The organism is Bacillus cereus group sp. N11 (assembly GCF_016483605.1).
GTDB classification, from domain to species: Bacteria; Bacillota; Bacilli; order Bacillales; family Bacillaceae_G; genus Bacillus_A; species Bacillus_A toyonensis.
Genome location: NZ_JAEHBN010000012.1, coordinates 96,661 through 114,710, shown reverse-complemented (window position 1 = coordinate 114,710; position 18,050 = coordinate 96,661). Strand labels below are relative to the sequence as shown.

Below are 18,050 nucleotides of genomic sequence, written 5' to 3'. Positions count from 1 at the left end.
AAATGATGATGAATATAAAAATACCAAATGATAAAAAAGAAGAGCTTGTAGCACAAATTCAGCAATTCTTCATGGAAGAAGATTTAGATGAAATTGGACGTTTCCAAGCAGAACGTTTAATAGAAGAAATGATAAAATTAGTTGGTCCATTTGCCTATAATCAAGCAATTGGAGATGCAAGAAAGCTTGTAAGCGAGAAATTAACGAATATTGAAGAAGATTTGTATGTGTTAGAGAAGAATGAAGGGAAATAAAAAAAGAGCCGAATGGCTCTTTTTTTATTTGTCTTCTTTATGTTCTTTATACTCGTGTGCTTTTTCTTTTACATTACCGACAGTGCTTTTTGCATTGCCTTTTATTTTATCCCATTTTCCTTCGGCTTGTAATTTTTTGTTATCCGTTACTTTCCCGACAACTTCTTTTACTTCACCTTTTACCTTATCAATGGCACCTTCTACTTTTTCTTTTAAACCATGATCATGCTTTGTCATACATTTCTCCTCCTTGTAGTTTGATTAGAATTCTCTTTTCATATTGCAAGTTGAATGATGTATCTAATAATAGCGTAACAAATCTAGTTTGAATATTCAAATGATTAATAGGATAGAAAAGGAATTGTCAAACAATGTATAAAATTGTAATGGAAAGAGAAAGAATGTTAATTACATGTCTTTTGCAGTCCATATTGATTTTGTATAAGCGATTTTCAAATGAGCGCGTTCCATATTATTTTGACTACTACTACCGAACCTTGCTTGTCCAATTATTAAATTACAATCGGATTTAATAGCTGCCTCAATTCTTTTTTGAATTAATGTAGTGTGACAGCCTATACGCTGAAATTCTGGCAAAGTAGCAGAAGCAGCTAATGATGCAATTCCCTTATTTATATATAGGACACCAATGCCCGCAGGAATATTTTGAACTTCTGCTATGAAAAAATACCAGCCTGGTTCATTGTAAAGAATTTCGTTATTTTGACGTACACCATCCTTTGTAAAGGAAGGCATATTAAATCCGCGTACATATATGTCTGCAAAAATATCAAATTCATTTTTTTTTAGTTGGCGCACTGAAATGTTAGAAGGAATAAGGGATGGATCTTCTTTCGGTATACTATATAAAGCGGTATGGAAGCTAGATTGATAAAAACCTTTTTTTGATAAGTATTGAAATAGTTCAGCTGTACCTTGCGCTGGTGTAATTTCAAAACGGCAAGGGATTTGTAGTGATTCATAATAAGAGATGATTTCATCTATCGCATCTGTATTTGTATATGTAATGCCTTTTACTGTATTAAAAGCTGGACCAGTAATTACTTTTGATGAAAAGGCAGTGGCACTCCCGAAATTTTTCATTTGTATTTGCATTGGATTTCCGCTTATTGCTTGTAGTAGCGCTAATCTAGAAGAGAGCATATCTATTTCTGCGTTTTCAATTTCTTGTGCTACATTGAATGTCATAATCATACTCATAAGATTCCTCCGTCAATTAATATAGTTCATAGTACATATACGATTTTTATTCTGAGATTCCTGTTGAAATGTAAGAGAATAAGAGGTTTTTTGGAAGGGAAATGGAAGTGAACTGTCGAAGGGAAGTGGAAACAGATTAAAGGTGGTGCTCTCATGAAACAGAAAGACGTGCAGACATGCCCTAATTGCGGCTCTCAAAACATAGGAGAAGGTGAGTTTATCGGTTATGCACAAATACGGAAAAAGGAAACGATGTTCACATCTTCACCAGTAGATGCTTATATTTGTACAGATTGCGGGAATATCCTTTCATTGAAGGTACGGAATTATGAAAAGTTTAAGCAGAAGCCGTTATGATTGTTGAGAGGTGGTCATATCCAGCGTTGTATACGAAACATCTTATATTACGGAGAATTAATATGAGTGATATTTTACATATATATGAGTATGCCTCAGATAAAGAAATGTCAACGTATACTGTATGGGATGCTCATCAATCGTTACATGACACACAAAAATATATAGAAGAAATTGTGAGTCAATATGAAAAAGAAAAAGTAGCCCCCCTTGGAATTGTATTAAGAGAGGAACAAAAACTCATAGGGACTTGTGGATTTATAAAATATGATGTAATTGAACATAAAGCGGAAATTGCATACGCCTTATCACGAAAATATGGGGGTAGAGGATTAGCTACTGAGGCGGCGTCAGCTTTTTTTAGCTATGGTTTTAATGAGTTACGTCTTAATAGTATTGAAGCAGGATGTAATTCAGAAAATGAAGCATCTGAAAAATTAATGAAACGTTTGAATATGGAATACGAATGTACAATTCAAAAGGATTTGTTCATTAAAGGTAAGTATCGTGATACGAAAAGATATTGTATATCTAGGGAAAGATATATGAATCAATGAAATATTTTATATTGAAAACTCCTTTAATTTAATAAGGGGGTTTTTATTTTTTTGTAACAATAATTACCTTTAATTGTTATAATTGGTTATTGAAAGGTATTGTGTTTCTAAATATCACAATTATAGAAGAAAACTAGCTAAATCGTATAGAAAACCTCTATATAACATGATCGCAACCGTAAGTTGACAAAGTGCAACCGCAGGAAGATAGAGATAAAGACAATGTTTACATACAATTTAGTTAAGAAAATAAAGGGGGACACACATATGGGATTTGGTGAAAAGCTTTTTAAATTAAGAAAGGAAAAGGGCCTTTCTCAAGAAGCGTTAGCTGAGAAACTAAACACGACAAGGCAAGCAGTTAGTAAATGGGAAAACGGTCAAGGTTTTCCTGAAACTGAAAAGTTAATAATGATTGGAAATGTATTTGAAGTCTCTCTTGATTACTTATTAAAAGAAACTGCCGAGCAAAGTAATGAAAAGGAAAATGGTTATTATGTAAGTAAGGAAATGGCGGAAGGGTATGTAGTGTATGGACAAAAAATTTCTAAATATATCGCATTAGGATTTAGCTTGCTTATTTTATCTACAATACCGTATTTATTATTTAAAGAAAATGCAACACTGTCTACATTCCTTGTCATTATCATTGCGGTCCTTGGAATTGGAGCAATGATGGCACCTGTAACACTAGAAGAGAGTCGATACAATGTATTAAAAAAGGAAGAATTACTGTTTGATCAAAACTTTCTAAAAGAATTGACAAAAAGATATGCGACTATTAAGAAGAAGTATGCAGCAGTAGTGATCGTTGGATTTTGTTTTATCGCAGCAGGAGCAATACCATTTTTATTTGAGAAAAAACGAATCACGTCAGGAGAGCTCGTGCAGTATTACCCTTATTGTGTTGTACTTATTGCTATTGGAGTTTATCTTTTTGTTCGTGTGTTAGGCGTGTTAGAGACGTATCGAATTTTAGTAGAAAATAAAGAATATAGTAATCGTTTTATCTTTAAACTCAAAAAGAAAGTAAGAAAAAAGGTAGATAGTTTATAAGCAAGAGAAAAACGTGTTTTGGATCATTGTATTCAAAACATGTTTTTTATTGTTCTGAATTATTTCCAAAGAAATAATTCAGAAAATACAGAAAAATATCGTAATTATTTGTAGAAGTCTGTTATAATATACGAAAATGAAAACGCTTTAAAGGGAGGCTGTAAACAATATGATGATGAATGTACCGCTAACAATTAGTTCTATGATGGAAAGAGCAGAGAGACTGTTTTCGAAGAAAGAAATTGTTTCACGGACACATGATACAGTTACAACGTTAACGTATAAGCAGTTAGGGGAAAGGACGAGAAGACTTTCAAGTGCGCTAAAAAAATTAGGAATAAAAGAAGGCGAGCGTATAGGAACGTTAGCGTGGAATCATCATCGACATGTGGAGGCGTATTTTGCTATTCCAGGTATTGCTTCCGTTTTACACACAATTAATATTCGTTTATCTCCTCAACATATTTCATACATTATTCAGCACGCAGAAGATCGCATTCTACTTATAGATGAAGATCTCGTACCACTCGTTGAAAATATTCAATCACAATTATCAACTGTACAAGCCTACATTATTATGACTGATAAAGATGAACTTCCAAATACTACGCTAGAACCTGTATATCATTATGAAAAGTTATTAGAAGAAGGCGATCCAAATTTCCAATTTGTAAAAGATATTGATGAAAATACACCTGCTGGTATGTGTTATACGTCAGCGACTACAGGAAACCCAAAAGGTGTTGTATATACGCATCGTAGTACTGTATTGCATTGTATGGCACTTGGTTTAGCGGATACAGCTGCTTTATCGGAAAGTGATGCGGCGATGGCAATTGTACCGATGTTCCATGTGAACGCTTGGGGGCTTCCTTTCGCTGCTACTTGGTTTGGAACAAAACAAGTTCTTCCAGGACCGATGTTTACGCCAAAAATTTTATTAGAAATGATTCAAGCTGAAAAAGTAACGATAGCAGCAGGTGTGCCGACAATTTGGCTCGGTGTATTACAAGAGTTAGAAAATAATAGTTACGATTTATCTAGTATAACGAGAATATTATGCGGTGGTGCAGCTGCACCGAAAAGCGTTATTAAAGCATTTGAGCAAAAATATAATGTTCCTTTCGTACATGCATATGGTATGACTGAAACGAGTCCACTCGTAACGCTTGCACGTTTAAAAAGTTATGAAACAGAATTATCATATGAAGAGCAATTAGAAATCCGCTCCAAACAAGGATATCTTGTACCTGGTGTAGAGATGAAAGTAGTCGGTACAAATGGTGAAGTGAAGTGGGATGGTACGGAGATGGGAGAATTATGTTTACGAGCACCTTGGATCGCTGAAAGCTATTATAACGATGATCGTACTGTCGAAGGATTCCGTGACGGTTGGTTATATACTGGCGATGTCGTTACAGTTGATGAGGAAGGCTGCGTGAAAATTGTTGATCGTACGAAGGATGTTATTAAAAGCGGGGGCGAGTGGATTTCTTCAGTCGATCTTGAAAATGCTTTAATGGCACATGATGCTATATTTGAAGCGGCTGTCGTTGCAATTCCTCATCCGCAGTGGCAAGAACGCCCAGTTGCCTGCGTTGTTCAAAAGAAAAATAGTACGGTTACAAAAGAAGAAATATATGAGTTTTTAAAACCGCAGTTTGCGAAGTGGTGGTTACCAGATGATATTGTATTTATGGAAGAAATACCGAAAACATCTGTTGGAAAGTTTTTAAAACAGGCACTTCGAAAAGAACTTGAGCATTTGCATAAAGAGAAATAACAGAATTGTCATTTGTAAACTTACATTAATTTATGGTTGACAAAAGAAAAGTAGGAAGATAATATAACTCCTATAATATGTTATCTAAAAACGATTTTAAGTTTACAAATAGGAGAAGCAAATATGAATACAAAAAATTTAGTTTTCGTCGCTTTATTTAGTTCTATTATGGGAGTGTTAGGGTTAATACCTCCAATTGCTCTTTCTATCACACCAGTTCCGATTACATTACAATCACTTGGTGTTATGCTTGCAGGTGGCCTGTTAGGATCACGTCTTGGGGCATTAAGTCAGCTCGTTTTCTTACTTATAGTTGGAGTTGGAGCACCATTACTTGCGGGTGGACGTGGGGGTCCAGGTGTATTTGTTGGACCAAGTGCAGGATATTTACTTGGTTATATCGTTGGAGCGTTTGTAATTGGATATTTAATTGAGCGTTTACGTGAAGTTTCTATTATAAAAGTATTATGTATTAATATAATTGGTGGTATTTTCGTAGTTTACGTATTTGGCATTACTGTACAAGCTTTCTTAATGGATGTTTCTGTATGGGAGACAATGAAAGTGAGTGCTGTGTTTTTACCAGGGGATTGCATAAAAGCAATTATTGCAGCAATTCTTGTGACAAAATTACATCGTTCATTGAAACACATTATTACGCCCGCTTTAAAGAATGAAAAATATACAAATGCGGGATGATAAAGAGAAGAAACACGTTCATTACGTGTTTCTTTTTGTTATTTTGTAAAGAAAGGACATCTCAAATGGGGATTATAAAAGAATATAAAAAGCATGCCTCTTTACAACCGAATAAAATAGCGATAAAGGAAAATGATAGAGCTTTAACATATAAAGAGTGGTTTGAATCAGTTTGTAAAGTAGCAAACTGGTTGCGCGTAACAGAATCGAAGAATAAAACAATAGCAATTGTATTAGAAAATCGTATGGAGTTTTTACAACTATTTGCGGGTGCTGCTATGGCTGGGTGGGTTTGTGTACCATTAGATGTGAAATGGAAAAAGGATGAGCTAAAAGAAAGACTAGCAATTAGTAATTCGGATATGGTTGTGACGGAAGGGTATAAGTTAAATGATATTTTAGATGAAGAAAGAAGAGTATTTGCAATTGATGAATGGAAACAAATAATAGAGAACTACCTTCCTAGAGATTATCTCGGAGAAAATGTACAAAATGCCCCTTTTTATATGGGGTTTACATCAGGATCGACTGGAAAGGCAAAAGCATTTTTGCGTGCACAACAATCGTGGGTTCATAGTTTTGATTGTAATGTACATGACTTTCATATGAGAAAGGAGGATTCTATTTTAATAGCTGGAACGCTCGTTCACTCTCTTTTCTTATACGGCGCAATAAGTGCATTATATGAAGGACAAACGGTGCACGTTATGAGAAAGTTTATTCCAGATCAAGTGTTGGATAAGTTAGAGACTGAAAATATTTCGGTCATGTATACAGTACCAACAATGCTGGAGTCTTTATATAAAGAAAATAGAATAATAGAAAATAAGATGAAAATTATTTCGTCAGGAGCAAAATGGGAAGCTGAAGCGAAAGAAAAAATAAAGAGTATATTTCCTTATGCAAAAAAATACGAATTTTACGGTGCATCGGAACTAAGTTTTGTAACAGCATTAGTCGATGATGAGAGTGAAAAAAAGCCAAATTCAGTAGGGAAACCCTGTCATAATGTGCAAGTTCGAATATGTAATGAAGCAGGAGAAGAAGTACAGCTAGGTGAGATAGGAACAGTTTATGTGAAAAGTGATCAGTTTTTTATGGGATACATATTAGATGGTGTTTTAGTTCCAGAGCTAAATGAAGAGGGCTGGATGACAGTACATGATGTAGGCTATCAAGATGAGGAAGGGTTTATATATATAGTTGGTAGAGAGAAAAATATGATTCTATTTGGTGGAATTAATATTTATCCAGAAGAGATAGAAAGTGTGTTATATACGCATCAAGCTGTTGAAGAAATTGTTGTTGTTGGTGTAAAAGATAGTTATTGGGGTGAAAAGCCTGTCGCTATCGTAAAAGGAAGTGCTACGAAGCAACAATTAAAGAGCTTTTGCTTACAGAGATTATCCTCTTTTAAAATACCGAAAGAATGGTATTTTGTAGATGAAATACCTTATACAAATAGCGGGAAAGTAGCCCGCATTGCAGCCGAAAGTATAGTTAGAAATCAGGAGAAGATACATGAATAGAGCAGTTATTGTAGAGGCGAAAAGAACGCCCATTGGTAAGAAGAATGGGATATTGAAAGACTATGAAGTTCAGCAATTAGTAGCACCACTTCTTTCATTTCTAGGTAAAGGAATTGAGAGGGAAATAGACGATGTTATATTAGGGAATGTTGTTGGACCAGGGGGGAATATTGCAAGATTATCTGTTTTAGAAGCAGGACTTAGTTATCATATTCCTGGTGTAACGATTGATCGGCAATGTGGTGCTGGTTTAGAAGCGATTCGTACCGCGTGTCATCTCATTCAAGGTGGGGCAGGTAAGTGCTATATCGCCGGGGGAGTAGAGAGTACAAGTACGTCACCTTTTCAAAATAGAGCGCGATTTTCACCTGAAACAATAGGTGATCCTGATATGGGAGTAGCGGCTGAATTTGTTGCAGAGCGTTATAACATAACGAGAGAAATGCAAGATGAGTACGCTTGCTTAAGTTATAAGCGGACGCTACAAGCATTAGAAAATGGATATATACAAGATGAAGTATTGTCACTTAATGGATTACTAGATGAAGTAATAAAGCGAGAAATGCAGTATGAAAGAATGATTAAGAGAACAAAACCTGCATTTTTACAAAATGGAACGGTGACGGCAGGGAATTCGTGTGGTGTAAATGATGGGGCGTGTGCTGTACTTGTAATGGAAGAGGGGCAAGCTCGAAAATTAGGATATAAGCCAGTTCTTCGTTTCGTTCGCAGTGCTGTAGTTGGAGTGGATCCAAACCTCCCGGGAACTGGTCCGATATTTGCTGTGCAAAAACTACTTAGAGAAATGAATTTAGCAATAGAAGATATTGATTGTATTGAGATGAATGAAGCGTTCGCTTCGAAAATTGTTGCTTGTGCAAAGGAATTACAAATTCCATATGAGAAGCTCAATGTGAATGGTGGTGCAATTGCGCTCGGGCATCCGTACGGTGCATCTGGCGCTATGCTTGTGACACGTTTGTTTTATCAGGCAAAAAGAGATTCTATGAAATATGGAATGGCGACATTAGGAATTGGGGGCGGAATAGGACTTGCTCTATTATTTGAGAAAGTAGAAGACTAGCAAGATAACTAGTTTTCTACTTTTTGAGGAATATAGGCATTGCTACCAGGTTTTACTTTTATTTCGTTCCAAGCAGCGATAACGTCAGCTTTTGATTTTCCTTTGTTATTTGGATCTTCAAAAAAATCGCGAGTAAAACGATTGTATTCAAACTGTGTACCAATAGTTGTTTTATACGTAGGGTCTTTTTTACGTTCGTTTTCCTCATACCAAAACGTTATAGCGTCTTCATATGTTTTTCCGATATTTTCTTTAAAAAACTTTTGAAGAGCTACTGTAAAGCGGAAGTTTTCTCCAATTTTTTCTTTGAAAAAAGCACGTACATCTTCGCTACATCGATGATTTTCAGTGATAATCGTTTGCAGGGAAAGATCTTTATTGGATAGGGAAGCTTTACTCACCTTTTGATGAGAACTGTTTTTTAATACTTTACCTGTAGTTAAATAATGTGAGATACAACCGCTTATTTCGATCTTAGAGCCACTAGCTGGTAAATCATACTCACGACAAAATATTTGTAGTTCAGCTTTCAACCAATAATAGTTTTGGAAATCTTCAAGAGATATAGACTTTGTTAAAGGTGGACGCATGAATGTAACAACTTCTTTCTTCCATAATTTTCTTTAATTATAAAACGTACGTTCTTTTTGTGGAAGGATTAATTTGTAAATGTAATAGGAAGAGGAGATTACATATGGAAAATGTAATGCAAGTTCGTGTTACTGGAATTTTAATTGAAAGCGAAAAGGTATTGCTAGTAAAGCAAAAAGTTGCTAATCGGGATTGGTCTTTACCTGGGGGAAGGGTAGAGAATGGTGAAACGTTAGAAGAAGCGATGATTCGAGAAATGAAAGAAGAAACGGGATTAGATGTTAAGGTTAAGAATTTATTGTATGTTTGTGATAAACCAGATGCTCTCCCGTCTTTATTACATATTACATTTCTGCTTGAAAGGATTGAAGGTGAAATCACTTTACCTTCTAACGAGTTTGATCATAATCCAATTCAGGATGTACAAATGGTGCGAATAGAAGAATTAAGTAGTTATGGTTTCTCTGAGAAATTTACTAAACTTGCATCTGAAAAATTTCTGAATGCAGGAAGTTACCAAGGTTTAAAACAAAATATTGGCTTGTAAATATAAACTACTTTGAATATTGCTTTTTTCGGTAAATCGATATTTCTTGTCGAATTGTCGATATATGGTAAGTTATGATTGATAAAGTCAAAATGTCGTTCCTGAAATTTCATTTATCGTATTACTATGTATGAAGCAAAAAATAAGGAGATGTCCCTAGTTTGAAATTTCGCTAGACGACATCTCCTTAAGAAATGTTTTACACTGCAGATTGTAAAGAAGAAATAAGCTGATGTAAAAACTCATCACCGCTCATAATCGCTTTCCCACCACCGCGAGCGCTCTTTTTATTTCCGCCACCTTTTCCTTCAATTGCAGGAAGTGCATCTTTTAAAAGAGCATTCATATCGAGCGTTACTGTTTTTCCACAAGCGAGGATGCATTGTAGTTTGTCATCATTTTCAATGACGAAATATGTAATTGCATGCTCTTGTTGTTCTATAATGATAGCAGATAGTTTGGCAACTTCTTGCATAGAACGATTTATAAATACTTTAGAAATAAGGAATCCAGCATGTATTTCTGCAGGCTGTTGTAATAGTTCATTTGCCTCTGCAAATAATAATTTTTCATTCATTGTCTGTATCGCTTTTTCGTTTTCTTTTTGAGAGATAAGAAGTTGTGCTACTTTTGCTGGAATATCAGTTTCGCTACTATTTAATTGTTTAGAAACATCTTTCATAATTTGTTGCTGTTGTCCCATTAATTTCAGTGTGCGCCAGCCAGCGATAAACGTTAATCGAATACCACCTTTATTGCGCTCCCAATTAAGTACTTGAATAAGACCTACTTCACCTGTACGTCTCGGATGAGTTCCACCACAGCCGTTATAATCAAAGTTTTCGATAATAACAACGCGTATATTTTCGGTTAAAGTCGGTTCTTTACGAAGAGGTAACGTTTTCGCTTCCTCTAAGTTCATCCACTGAATACGGATTGGGTGGTTTTCAAAAACAATATTGTTGGCAATTTGCACTGCTTTTTCAATCGTTTCTGCAGGAAGATTTTCTGTTTCTAAATCAATTGTCACCGTATCTTTTCCAAGGTGGAATCCGATAGTGGGTATGTTAAAATGATCCCAAAAAGCAGCAGATAAAATGTGCTGAGCTGCATGTTGCTGCATATGATCAAAACGGCGCTCCCAATTAATTTTACCTTCTACTTCTGCTGTTTCTAATTGTTCTGCAATGAAGTGGCGGATTTCTCCATTTACTTCTTCAACATTAGTGACTAAGGTACCATTTAGTGTGCCAGTATCATATGGTTGTCCACCGCCTGTTGGGTAAAATGCCGTTTCATTTAAAACAACATATAAGTTATCTTCTTTATCATAATCTTGCTTTATAATTTTCGTAGTAAAGTCTTTCGTATAAGCGTCGATGTAATATAATTTTTGCTCCAATTTTCTTTCCCCTTTCGTATTCACTAGTTTCATTGTAAAACAATTGAAATAAGTTTCCTAATATTTCAGAAGAAAGAAACTATTTTTAGAATTTTCTTGCTATAATAAGGAAAAGAAAATGCGGGGGTGGAATGAAATGCTATATGAAAACGGCGTAGATAAACTGCTTAGTTTAAACAGAAATATTTCTGAATTATACCGAGAATTAAATGAAATGGCCCGGATTTTAACGGAGTGTAATCGAGAAAGCGTGAAATTTGATCGGTTATATGTAAAAGAGTTACTGTGGAAAAAAGAAGATGTGATAGAGAAGTATGATCAATTACTTGTGCAGCTTTGTATGAATGAATGCTTTGATTTAAAAAGTGTAATTACTGGCGAATATAAGTATACATATGAAGAAGTAGAAAGTATTGTTTTACAATTTAATGAAAAGTATAACGTAGCAATTTTAATTAAAGATATTTGTAAAGAATTACAGTTTACATATGGCATTGATATGGACATATCGAGAGCGGCTCGGGTGCAAACATCTCAAGTATAAAAAGGAAAAAGAAAGCAGATCCTTTGCTTTCTTTTTTTATGTAAGAAAAGGGAGAGTAGGTTTAAAGATGAAGGGGAAGTTACAAAATATTCATCCACTTGGCATGACAATTATAATAGGGACATTATTTGCAAGGTTTGCAACTTCAATGAGTATTCCTTTTTTAGCAATTTATTTAACAACTGTTAAAGACGTTTCAGCTGGAATGACGGGTGCTATTATTGGAACGAGTGCGCTTGTTGGAGTGTTTGCTAGTTTTATTGGGGGCAATTTATCGGATCGATTTGGTCGGAAGATGATTATAATATGGTCCATGATTGTTTGGGTGTTTGTATTTATCGGATTTTCAGTTGCAGATCATGTTTTGAGTTTCTTTTTATTAAACGCTTTGAATGGATTATGTCGTTCTTTTTTTGAACCGACATCAAGAGCGTTATTATCAGATTTAACAAAGCCAGAGTATCGGTTACTCGTCTATAACTTACGATATGGTGCAATAAATGTTGGGGTTGCGATTGGACCAATTGTTGGATTACAGCTCGGAAGTGCAAAATCAACAATTCCTTTTTTAGTAGCCGCTGGAGTTTACATTCTATATACAGCTATATTAGCACTGCAATTTAAGAAATATCCACTTAGTAAAAAGAAAATGAATACAGAAAATCCTGTTACAATGCTAAATGCAATTCGTATATTGCGAAAGGATGTAGTATTTTTAGTTGCGTTAGTCGGTATTATTTTGAGTAATAGTGGTTTTTCACATTTAACGACGACAGTATCTCAATATTTTGCTAATGCACATATATTTCAGGATGGGGTAAAGTTGTTCTCATATATGCTAGCTTTAAATGCAATTGTAGTAGTGGTTATTCAATACCCTGTCATTCAAATGTGTAAAAAGTATACACCGTTAGCATCAATTATGGTTGGAACGTTATTTGTGAGTGGGGGATTATTTGGATTTGGACTAGTAGAATCTATGTTAGGAGCAGCTATTTGTACCATTATTTTCACATTTGGAGAAGTTTTAATGTTTTCAATGACAGATGTATTTATTGATGAGATCGCTGATTCCAACCTGAAAGGAACATACTTCGGAGCGATGGGCTTTTCAGGAATTGGAGGAGTAATTGGTCCTTGGTTTGGGGGAGTACTACTCGATTATTACGGGTATCAAAATGGGTTTGTAGTATTTTTAGCGCTAGCCCTATTTTCAACTGTAGCATTTCCTGTACTTTTAGTTACAAAAGATTTATTGAAAAAAAGGTACGATAGAAATTATAATATAGAAATACAAGTGAAATAAAATAAGCCCCAGCAACTTGCTGGGGCTTATTTTTGTATTTACGTTAACTCTCAATTTGAAAAAAGAACCTTCTTTTCATGCTTATTGGCAACTTCATTTTTGGAAATATGAATGGCTAAAAATCCATTCTCTAAGCAGGCTAGCATCTTCTTATAAATGATAGTAGTAGGTAAAGAGATTGTTCGCTGTAAAGAAGTATTTTTATGAAGTATGCATATATTTAGGCCTGTCTCCATCTTTTTAATGCGTACATTTTGTTCAGTCACATTTGGTACATCTGTTTCCAAAATGTATTCTTCCTCTGTTTCACAAAGATCGATATGAATTTCATTTGGAAAACTAAAGTTGCTACAAGAATCAGAACAAAATTGATCCATCCATTCTTCGAAACCATCAACATGAAAAAGACAATCCTTCTTTTTCTTGCCCATGTAAGACACCCTCCGTAAAATATCAATTCATATCATGTTATGCATGAATGAAATAGAGGTGAAGAATAAATGGCAAAATATAAACATTTTATGTCGAATATACACAGTATGTGAATATTTTCTTATTACATATCATGATGCGCATGGTTTTTTTGGCGTGAATGGTTACGATTTTTTACTTTATGAGATCCGCTTAATGGTTCAGGTTGTCCTTTTTTTTCTTTCGATTCACGATTGTTTTTTCCCATTGTATGTGACACCTCCTCTTTCTATTTAGAATGAGAGAAGTTTGTAAATTTATACGAGAATGTTTTTAGAAAAAAGGGTAAAGATAAATGGGACTAACTATTATGGAAAGGGGATTGTATAATGCCATATCATAAAGATAAGCAACAAGCTTTTCAAGCAGCTCAGCAAGGGGTTACACAAGCAGAAAATTCATTTAACAATATCGTGAAAAATGATCCGAACTACGGTCATGATTTAAAAGAGTTACGTCAAGAGGTTCAGGAAGCGTATGAACAAATTCAAAATGCACTAGAAGTAGCTTCGGAAACGCAACGTCCACAACTTGAGCAATACGAAAATAGTCTTCAAAATATTATGCGAAATGTAGATCAACTAGAAAAGTAAAAGAGGTTGTTGCGTATTCGACAACCTTATTACTTTAACGAACGCTATGTTAAAACAGAAGGTTTTTCTATTAGTTTTTTCTTTACTATGTGCAGTACATATATTTCAAGTGGAAAAAGTGGAAGCGAAAATGTTGCTTAGAAAAGAGCTAGAACCAACTGGCTATGTAACGTGGGAAGTACCTAATAGTGAAAAAATTATCGCAATTACATTTGACGATGGACCTGATCCAACTTATACACCACAAATATTAAATTTATTACGCCAATATAAAGCAGAAGCGACTTTTTTTATGATTGGATTCCGTGTGCAGCGTAATCCATATTTAGTAAAGCAAGTGTTAAAAGAGGGGCATGAAATTGGAAATCATACGATGAATCATTTGTATGCGAGTAATTCATCTGATGAAAAATTAGAAAATGATATTTTAGATGGAAAGAAATACTTTAAAAAATGGGTGAAAGAACCTTTGTTGTTCCGTCCTCCAGGCGGATATATTAACGATGCTGTATTTAAAACAGCTAAAGAAGCTGGTTATCAAACTGTTCTATGGTCGTGGCATCAAGACCCTCGTGATTGGGCGAATCCAGGTACTGAGTCCATTGTAAATCATGTTGTGAAACATGCTAAAAGTGGAGATATTGTACTGTTGCACGATGGAGGAAGTGATCGTAGTCAAACAGTGGCAGCGTTATCGAAAATTTTACCTGAGCTTAAAAAGCAAGGATATCGATTTGTAACGGTTTCGGAGTTATTACGTTATAAACATTAGAAAAAAACCAAAAGGCAGACATACCTTTTGGTTTTTTTGTTACTGATTCTTTTTACGTTTCTTATTATTTTGTCGCTCTGCTGGAGTTAACGCCTCATTTGAAAACTCTTCGTTATAACCAGCACCTTGTCCTTGTGCGGATGCAACATTCATTCCTGAAATAGTATGATTTGCTTTTCGTTTACTCATTTTTCTCACCTCTATAATGTTTTTTTATAGATAAAACATGAGCTGTTCATAACATATATGAACGTAAAGTAAAGCGCTGAAAGAGTACTTTACTTTATGGTAATAGTATTCATAAGGAGCATGAACACTATTCAAATTTAGAAATATAAAGAAAACTTATGATAATCCATAAGTTTCTTATTATTTACTTATTTAGAAAGTTGTAATAAGATATTATCGTAAGGTATTGAAAAGTTTGTCTACATTTTATATTCAGACAACTTAGTCACGTTTAACAGGGGGGAAACATAATGGTCAAACATAATCCATTTCAATCACGCGCAACTTTCGAAGTAGATGGAAAAACGTATCATTATTATCAATTGAAAGCGCTTGAAAACGCAGGGGTTGGCAACGTATCTCAATTACCATATTCCGTGAAAGTTTTACTTGAATCTGTACTGCGTCAAGTAGACGGACGCGTAATTACAGAAGAACATGTTACAAATTTAGCGAAATGGGGAACGAAAGATGTTCAAGATATCGATGTTCCATTTAAACCATCTCGTGTAATTTTACAAGACTTCACAGGTGTTCCAGCTGTTGTAGATTTGGCTTCGCTTCGTAAAGCAATGGCAGACATGGGCGGAGATCCTGATAAAATTAATCCAGAAATTACTGTAGACCTTGTAATTGATCACTCTGTACAGGTTGATAGAGCGGGTACGGCAGATGCGCTTGCATTCAACATGGACTTAGAGTTTAAACGTAATGAAGAACGTTATAAATTTTTAAGCTGGGCACAAAAATCATTTGATAACTATCGTGCAGTTCCACCAGCAACAGGTATCGTACACCAAGTAAACCTTGAATATTTAGCACCAGTTGTTCACGCGGTGAAAAATGCTGAAGGCGATTTAGTTGCATACCCAGATTCATTAGTTGGAACAGACTCACATACAACGATGATTAACGGTATCGGCGTTCTTGGATGGGGCGTTGGTGGTATTGAAGCAGAAGCAGGAATGCTTGGACAGCCTTCATACTTCCCAGTACCTGAAGTAATCGGTGTGAAATTAACTGGTACACTTCCAAGTGGTACTACAGCAACTGACGTTGCATTAAAAGTAACACAAGTATTACGTCAAAAAGGTGTAGTTGGTAAATTCGTTGAGTTCTTCGGTGATGGACTAAAGAGCATGCCTTTAGCTGACCGTGCAACAATTTCAAACATGGCACCAGAATACGGTGCAACTTGTGGATTCTTCCCAATTGACGATATTTCATTAGAATACTTACGTTTAACAGGTAGAGATGAAGAACAAATTCGCGTTGTTGAAGAATATTGTAAAGCGAACGGCTTATTCTATACAGCAGGCAGCAAAGATCCAATTTACACTGATCTTGTTGAAATTGATTTAAATACAATTGAATCTAACCTTTCTGGACCGAAACGCCCACAAGATTTAATTCCACTTTCAGATATGAAAGATGCGTTCCACAAAGCTGTTGTAGCACCAGTTGGAACACAAGGACTTGGATTTAATGCGCAAGAGTTCGATAAAGAAGTGAAGGTTACATTAGAAGATAAAGAAGTAACGATGAAAACAGGTGCAATTGCAATCGCTGCAATTACAAGCTGTACAAATACATCAAACCCATACGTATTAATTGGGGCAGGTCTAGTTGCGAAGAAAGCAATTGAAAAAGGGCTTGTAGTACCTGAGTACGTAAAAACATCATTAGCACCAGGATCTAAAGTTGTTACTGAGTACTTAGATAAATCAGGTTTAACAACATATTTAGATCAATTAGGTTTCCAAACAGTTGGTTACGGCTGTACGACTTGTATCGGTAACTCTGGTCCACTAGCAGAGGAATTAGAAGAAGCAATCGCAGCAAACGATTTATTAGTAACATCTGTTTTATCTGGTAACCGTAACTTTGAAGGTCGTATTCACCCGCTTGTAAAAGCAAACTATTTAGCATCACCACCACTTGTTGTGGCATATGCACTTGCAGGTACTGTTGATATTGACCTGAAAAATGATGAAATTGGTAAAGATGCAAATGGCAATGCTGTATACTTCAATGATATTTGGCCATCAGCTAAAGAAATTGAAGATGTAGTTCAAAGTGTTGTTACATCTGAATTGTTCAAGAAAGAATATGCACAAGTATTTAACAGCAATGAGCGTTGGAATGAAATCCAAACTTCAAATGAAGCTTTATATACTTGGGATAATGATTCAACATACATTCAAAACCCACCATTCTTTGAAGGATTATCTAAAGAACCAGGTGAAGTTGAAACATTATCAGGTTTACGCATTGTTGGTAAATTTGGAGATTCTGTAACGACAGACCATATTTCACCAGCAGGTTCAATTGGTAAGCACACACCAGCTGGACGCTACTTATTAGAAAACGGCGTACAACCAGTTGACTTTAACTCTTACGGTTCTCGTCGTGGTAACCATGAAGTTATGATGCGTGGTACATTCGCGAACATCCGTATTAAAAACCAAATCGCACCAGGAACAGAAGGCGGATATACAACATATTGGCCAACTGGGGAAGTAACATCTATCTATGATGCTGCTATGAAATATAAAGAAGATGGCACAGGCCTTCTAGTTGTTGCTGGTAAAGATTACGGTATGGGAAGTTCTCGTGACTGGGCTGCGAAAGGTACAAACTTATTAGGTATTAAAGCAGTAATCGCAGAAAGCTTCGAGCGTATTCACCGTAGTAACTTAGTGTTAATGGGTGTGTTACCACTTCAATTTAAAGATGGCGAAAGTGCTGAAACGTTAGGTCTTGTTGGTAACGAGTCATTTGAAATTCAAATTGACAAAACAGTTAGACCACGCGATCTTGTAAAAGTAGTTGCAACTGATGTAGATGGCAACGAAAAACAATTTGAAGTAGTAGCTCGTTTCGATAGTGAAGTTGAAATTGACTACTACCGTCACGGTGGTATCTTACAAATGGTTCTTCGTGAGAAAATTGAAGAATCTAAAGTGTCGAACTAAATAATTGAAATGAACGAGAAGGAAGCTAACAACTGTTAGCTTCCTTATTTTATGGAAAGGGATGAAACCATTTGGTTTCAT

Annotated in this window: 21 protein-coding genes; 14 read left to right on the top strand and 7 right to left on the bottom strand. The window is 35.3% G+C overall.

Annotated elements, in window-relative coordinates:
* The first annotated feature begins 2 nt into the window (after positions 1-2).
* Positions 3-254 (top strand): DUF2164 domain-containing protein, encoded by a 252-nt coding sequence (locus tag JDS98_RS19795; RefSeq protein ID WP_002039315.1) that lies wholly within the window; start codon positions 3-5, stop codon positions 252-254.
* A gap of 24 nt (positions 255-278) precedes the next feature.
* On the opposite strand, the gene JDS98_RS19790 is transcribed toward JDS98_RS19795, so the two are convergent.
* On the bottom strand, positions 279-491 hold the full coding sequence (locus tag JDS98_RS19790) for a CsbD family protein (RefSeq protein WP_000160404.1): 213 nt from the start codon (positions 489-491) through the stop codon (positions 279-281).
* Between the two features lie 171 nt (positions 492-662).
* On the bottom strand, positions 663-1,475 hold the full coding sequence (locus tag JDS98_RS19785; protein WP_000061814.1) for a hypothetical protein: 813 nt from the start codon (positions 1,473-1,475) through the stop codon (positions 663-665).
* Positions 1,476-1,628: 153 nt separating this feature from the next.
* On the opposite strand from JDS98_RS19785, the gene JDS98_RS19780 reads away from it, so the two are divergent.
* The 7 genes from JDS98_RS19780 (at position 1,629) to JDS98_RS19750 (ending at position 8,540) form a co-directional block, all read left to right on the top strand.
* On the top strand, positions 1,629-1,832 hold the full coding sequence (locus JDS98_RS19780; protein ID WP_000810202.1) for a hypothetical protein: 204 nt from the start codon (positions 1,629-1,631) through the stop codon (positions 1,830-1,832).
* Entirely contained in the window at positions 1,829-2,389 is a 561-nt protein-coding gene (locus tag JDS98_RS19775; RefSeq protein WP_142313861.1) for a GNAT family N-acetyltransferase, read from the top strand. Before JDS98_RS19780 ends, JDS98_RS19775 begins: the two co-directional genes overlap by 4 nt.
* Positions 2,390-2,656: 267 nt before the next feature.
* Complete coding sequence (locus tag JDS98_RS19770; protein WP_307838289.1) at positions 2,657-3,445, top strand: helix-turn-helix domain-containing protein; 789 nt, start codon at positions 2,657-2,659, stop codon at positions 3,443-3,445.
* Positions 3,446-3,614: 169 nt separating this feature from the next.
* Positions 3,615-5,228, top strand: coding sequence for a long-chain fatty acid--CoA ligase (locus tag JDS98_RS19765; RefSeq protein ID WP_097958427.1), 1,614 nt, complete (start codon positions 3,615-3,617; stop codon positions 5,226-5,228).
* Positions 5,229-5,351: 123 nt separating this feature from the next.
* Positions 5,352-5,927 (top strand): biotin transporter BioY, encoded by a 576-nt coding sequence (locus JDS98_RS19760; protein ID WP_097958426.1) that lies wholly within the window; start codon positions 5,352-5,354, stop codon positions 5,925-5,927.
* Between the two features lie 65 nt (positions 5,928-5,992).
* A complete protein-coding gene (locus JDS98_RS19755) occupies positions 5,993-7,456 on the top strand; it encodes an acyl-CoA synthetase (protein ID WP_199634230.1) in 1,464 nt (487 codons plus the stop codon).
* The gene (locus tag JDS98_RS19750; RefSeq protein ID WP_070189662.1) at positions 7,449-8,540 is read left to right on the top strand and encodes an acetyl-CoA C-acyltransferase; all 1,092 of its coding nucleotides are present in this window, start codon (positions 7,449-7,451) and stop codon (positions 8,538-8,540) included. The genes JDS98_RS19755 and JDS98_RS19750 overlap by 8 nt, the downstream gene beginning before the upstream one ends.
* A gap of 8 nt (positions 8,541-8,548) precedes the next feature.
* Here the strand turns inward: JDS98_RS19750 and JDS98_RS19745 are convergent, their stop codons facing one another.
* Positions 8,549-9,130 carry a DUF6434 domain-containing protein gene (locus JDS98_RS19745; RefSeq protein ID WP_199634229.1) on the bottom strand — a complete coding sequence of 194 codons (582 nt, stop codon included), beginning with the start codon at positions 9,128-9,130 and terminating at the stop codon, positions 8,549-8,551.
* 104 nt (positions 9,131-9,234) lie between these two features.
* Here JDS98_RS19745 and JDS98_RS19740 point away from each other — a divergent pair, with 104 nt between their 5' ends.
* Positions 9,235-9,678 (top strand): NUDIX hydrolase, encoded by a 444-nt coding sequence (locus JDS98_RS19740; protein WP_000432589.1) that lies wholly within the window; start codon positions 9,235-9,237, stop codon positions 9,676-9,678.
* A gap of 199 nt (positions 9,679-9,877) precedes the next feature.
* Here JDS98_RS19740 and JDS98_RS19735 read toward each other — a convergent pair whose 3' ends face one another.
* Positions 9,878-11,080: an alanyl-tRNA editing protein gene (locus JDS98_RS19735; protein ID WP_180235684.1), complete on the bottom strand. Its 1,203-nt coding sequence runs from the start codon at positions 11,078-11,080 to the stop codon at positions 9,878-9,880.
* A gap of 136 nt (positions 11,081-11,216) precedes the next feature.
* Here JDS98_RS19735 and JDS98_RS19730 point away from each other — a divergent pair, with 136 nt between their 5' ends.
* Both JDS98_RS19730 and JDS98_RS19725 read left to right on the top strand, forming a co-directional pair.
* Entirely contained in the window at positions 11,217-11,624 is a 408-nt protein-coding gene (locus JDS98_RS19730) for a hypothetical protein (RefSeq protein WP_097958420.1), read from the top strand.
* Between the two features lie 67 nt (positions 11,625-11,691).
* Positions 11,692-12,930, top strand: a complete 1,239-nt coding sequence (locus JDS98_RS19725) for an MDR family MFS transporter (RefSeq protein WP_098711105.1) — start codon at positions 11,692-11,694, stop codon at positions 12,928-12,930.
* 50 nt (positions 12,931-12,980) lie between these two features.
* On the opposite strand, the gene JDS98_RS19720 is transcribed toward JDS98_RS19725, so the two are convergent.
* Together JDS98_RS19720 and JDS98_RS19715 are read right to left on the bottom strand one after the other, a co-directional pair.
* The gene (locus JDS98_RS19720) at positions 12,981-13,361 is read right to left on the bottom strand and encodes an Hsp20/alpha crystallin family protein (RefSeq protein ID WP_140158427.1); all 381 of its coding nucleotides are present in this window, start codon (positions 13,359-13,361) and stop codon (positions 12,981-12,983) included.
* 125 nt (positions 13,362-13,486) lie between these two features.
* Positions 13,487-13,609: a small acid-soluble spore protein P gene (locus JDS98_RS19715; protein ID WP_000517651.1), complete on the bottom strand. Its 123-nt coding sequence runs from the start codon at positions 13,607-13,609 to the stop codon at positions 13,487-13,489.
* A gap of 121 nt (positions 13,610-13,730) precedes the next feature.
* Here JDS98_RS19715 and JDS98_RS19710 point away from each other — a divergent pair, with 121 nt between their 5' ends.
* Both JDS98_RS19710 and pdaB read left to right on the top strand, forming a co-directional pair.
* Complete coding sequence (locus JDS98_RS19710; protein ID WP_199634228.1) at positions 13,731-13,994, top strand: hypothetical protein; 264 nt, start codon at positions 13,731-13,733, stop codon at positions 13,992-13,994.
* 46 nt (positions 13,995-14,040) lie between these two features.
* Entirely contained in the window at positions 14,041-14,766 is a 726-nt protein-coding gene (gene pdaB, locus JDS98_RS19705) for a polysaccharide deacetylase family sporulation protein PdaB (RefSeq protein ID WP_002039311.1), read from the top strand.
* 39 nt (positions 14,767-14,805) lie between these two features.
* On the opposite strand, the gene sspO is transcribed toward pdaB, so the two are convergent.
* Complete coding sequence (gene sspO / locus JDS98_RS19700; RefSeq protein WP_000044267.1) at positions 14,806-14,955, bottom strand: small acid-soluble spore protein O; 150 nt, start codon at positions 14,953-14,955, stop codon at positions 14,806-14,808.
* A gap of 290 nt (positions 14,956-15,245) precedes the next feature.
* On the opposite strand from sspO, the gene acnA reads away from it, so the two are divergent.
* Complete coding sequence (gene acnA, locus JDS98_RS19695; protein ID WP_087968847.1) at positions 15,246-17,969, top strand: aconitate hydratase AcnA; 2,724 nt, start codon at positions 15,246-15,248, stop codon at positions 17,967-17,969.
* Positions 17,970-18,050 lie beyond the last annotated feature (81 nt).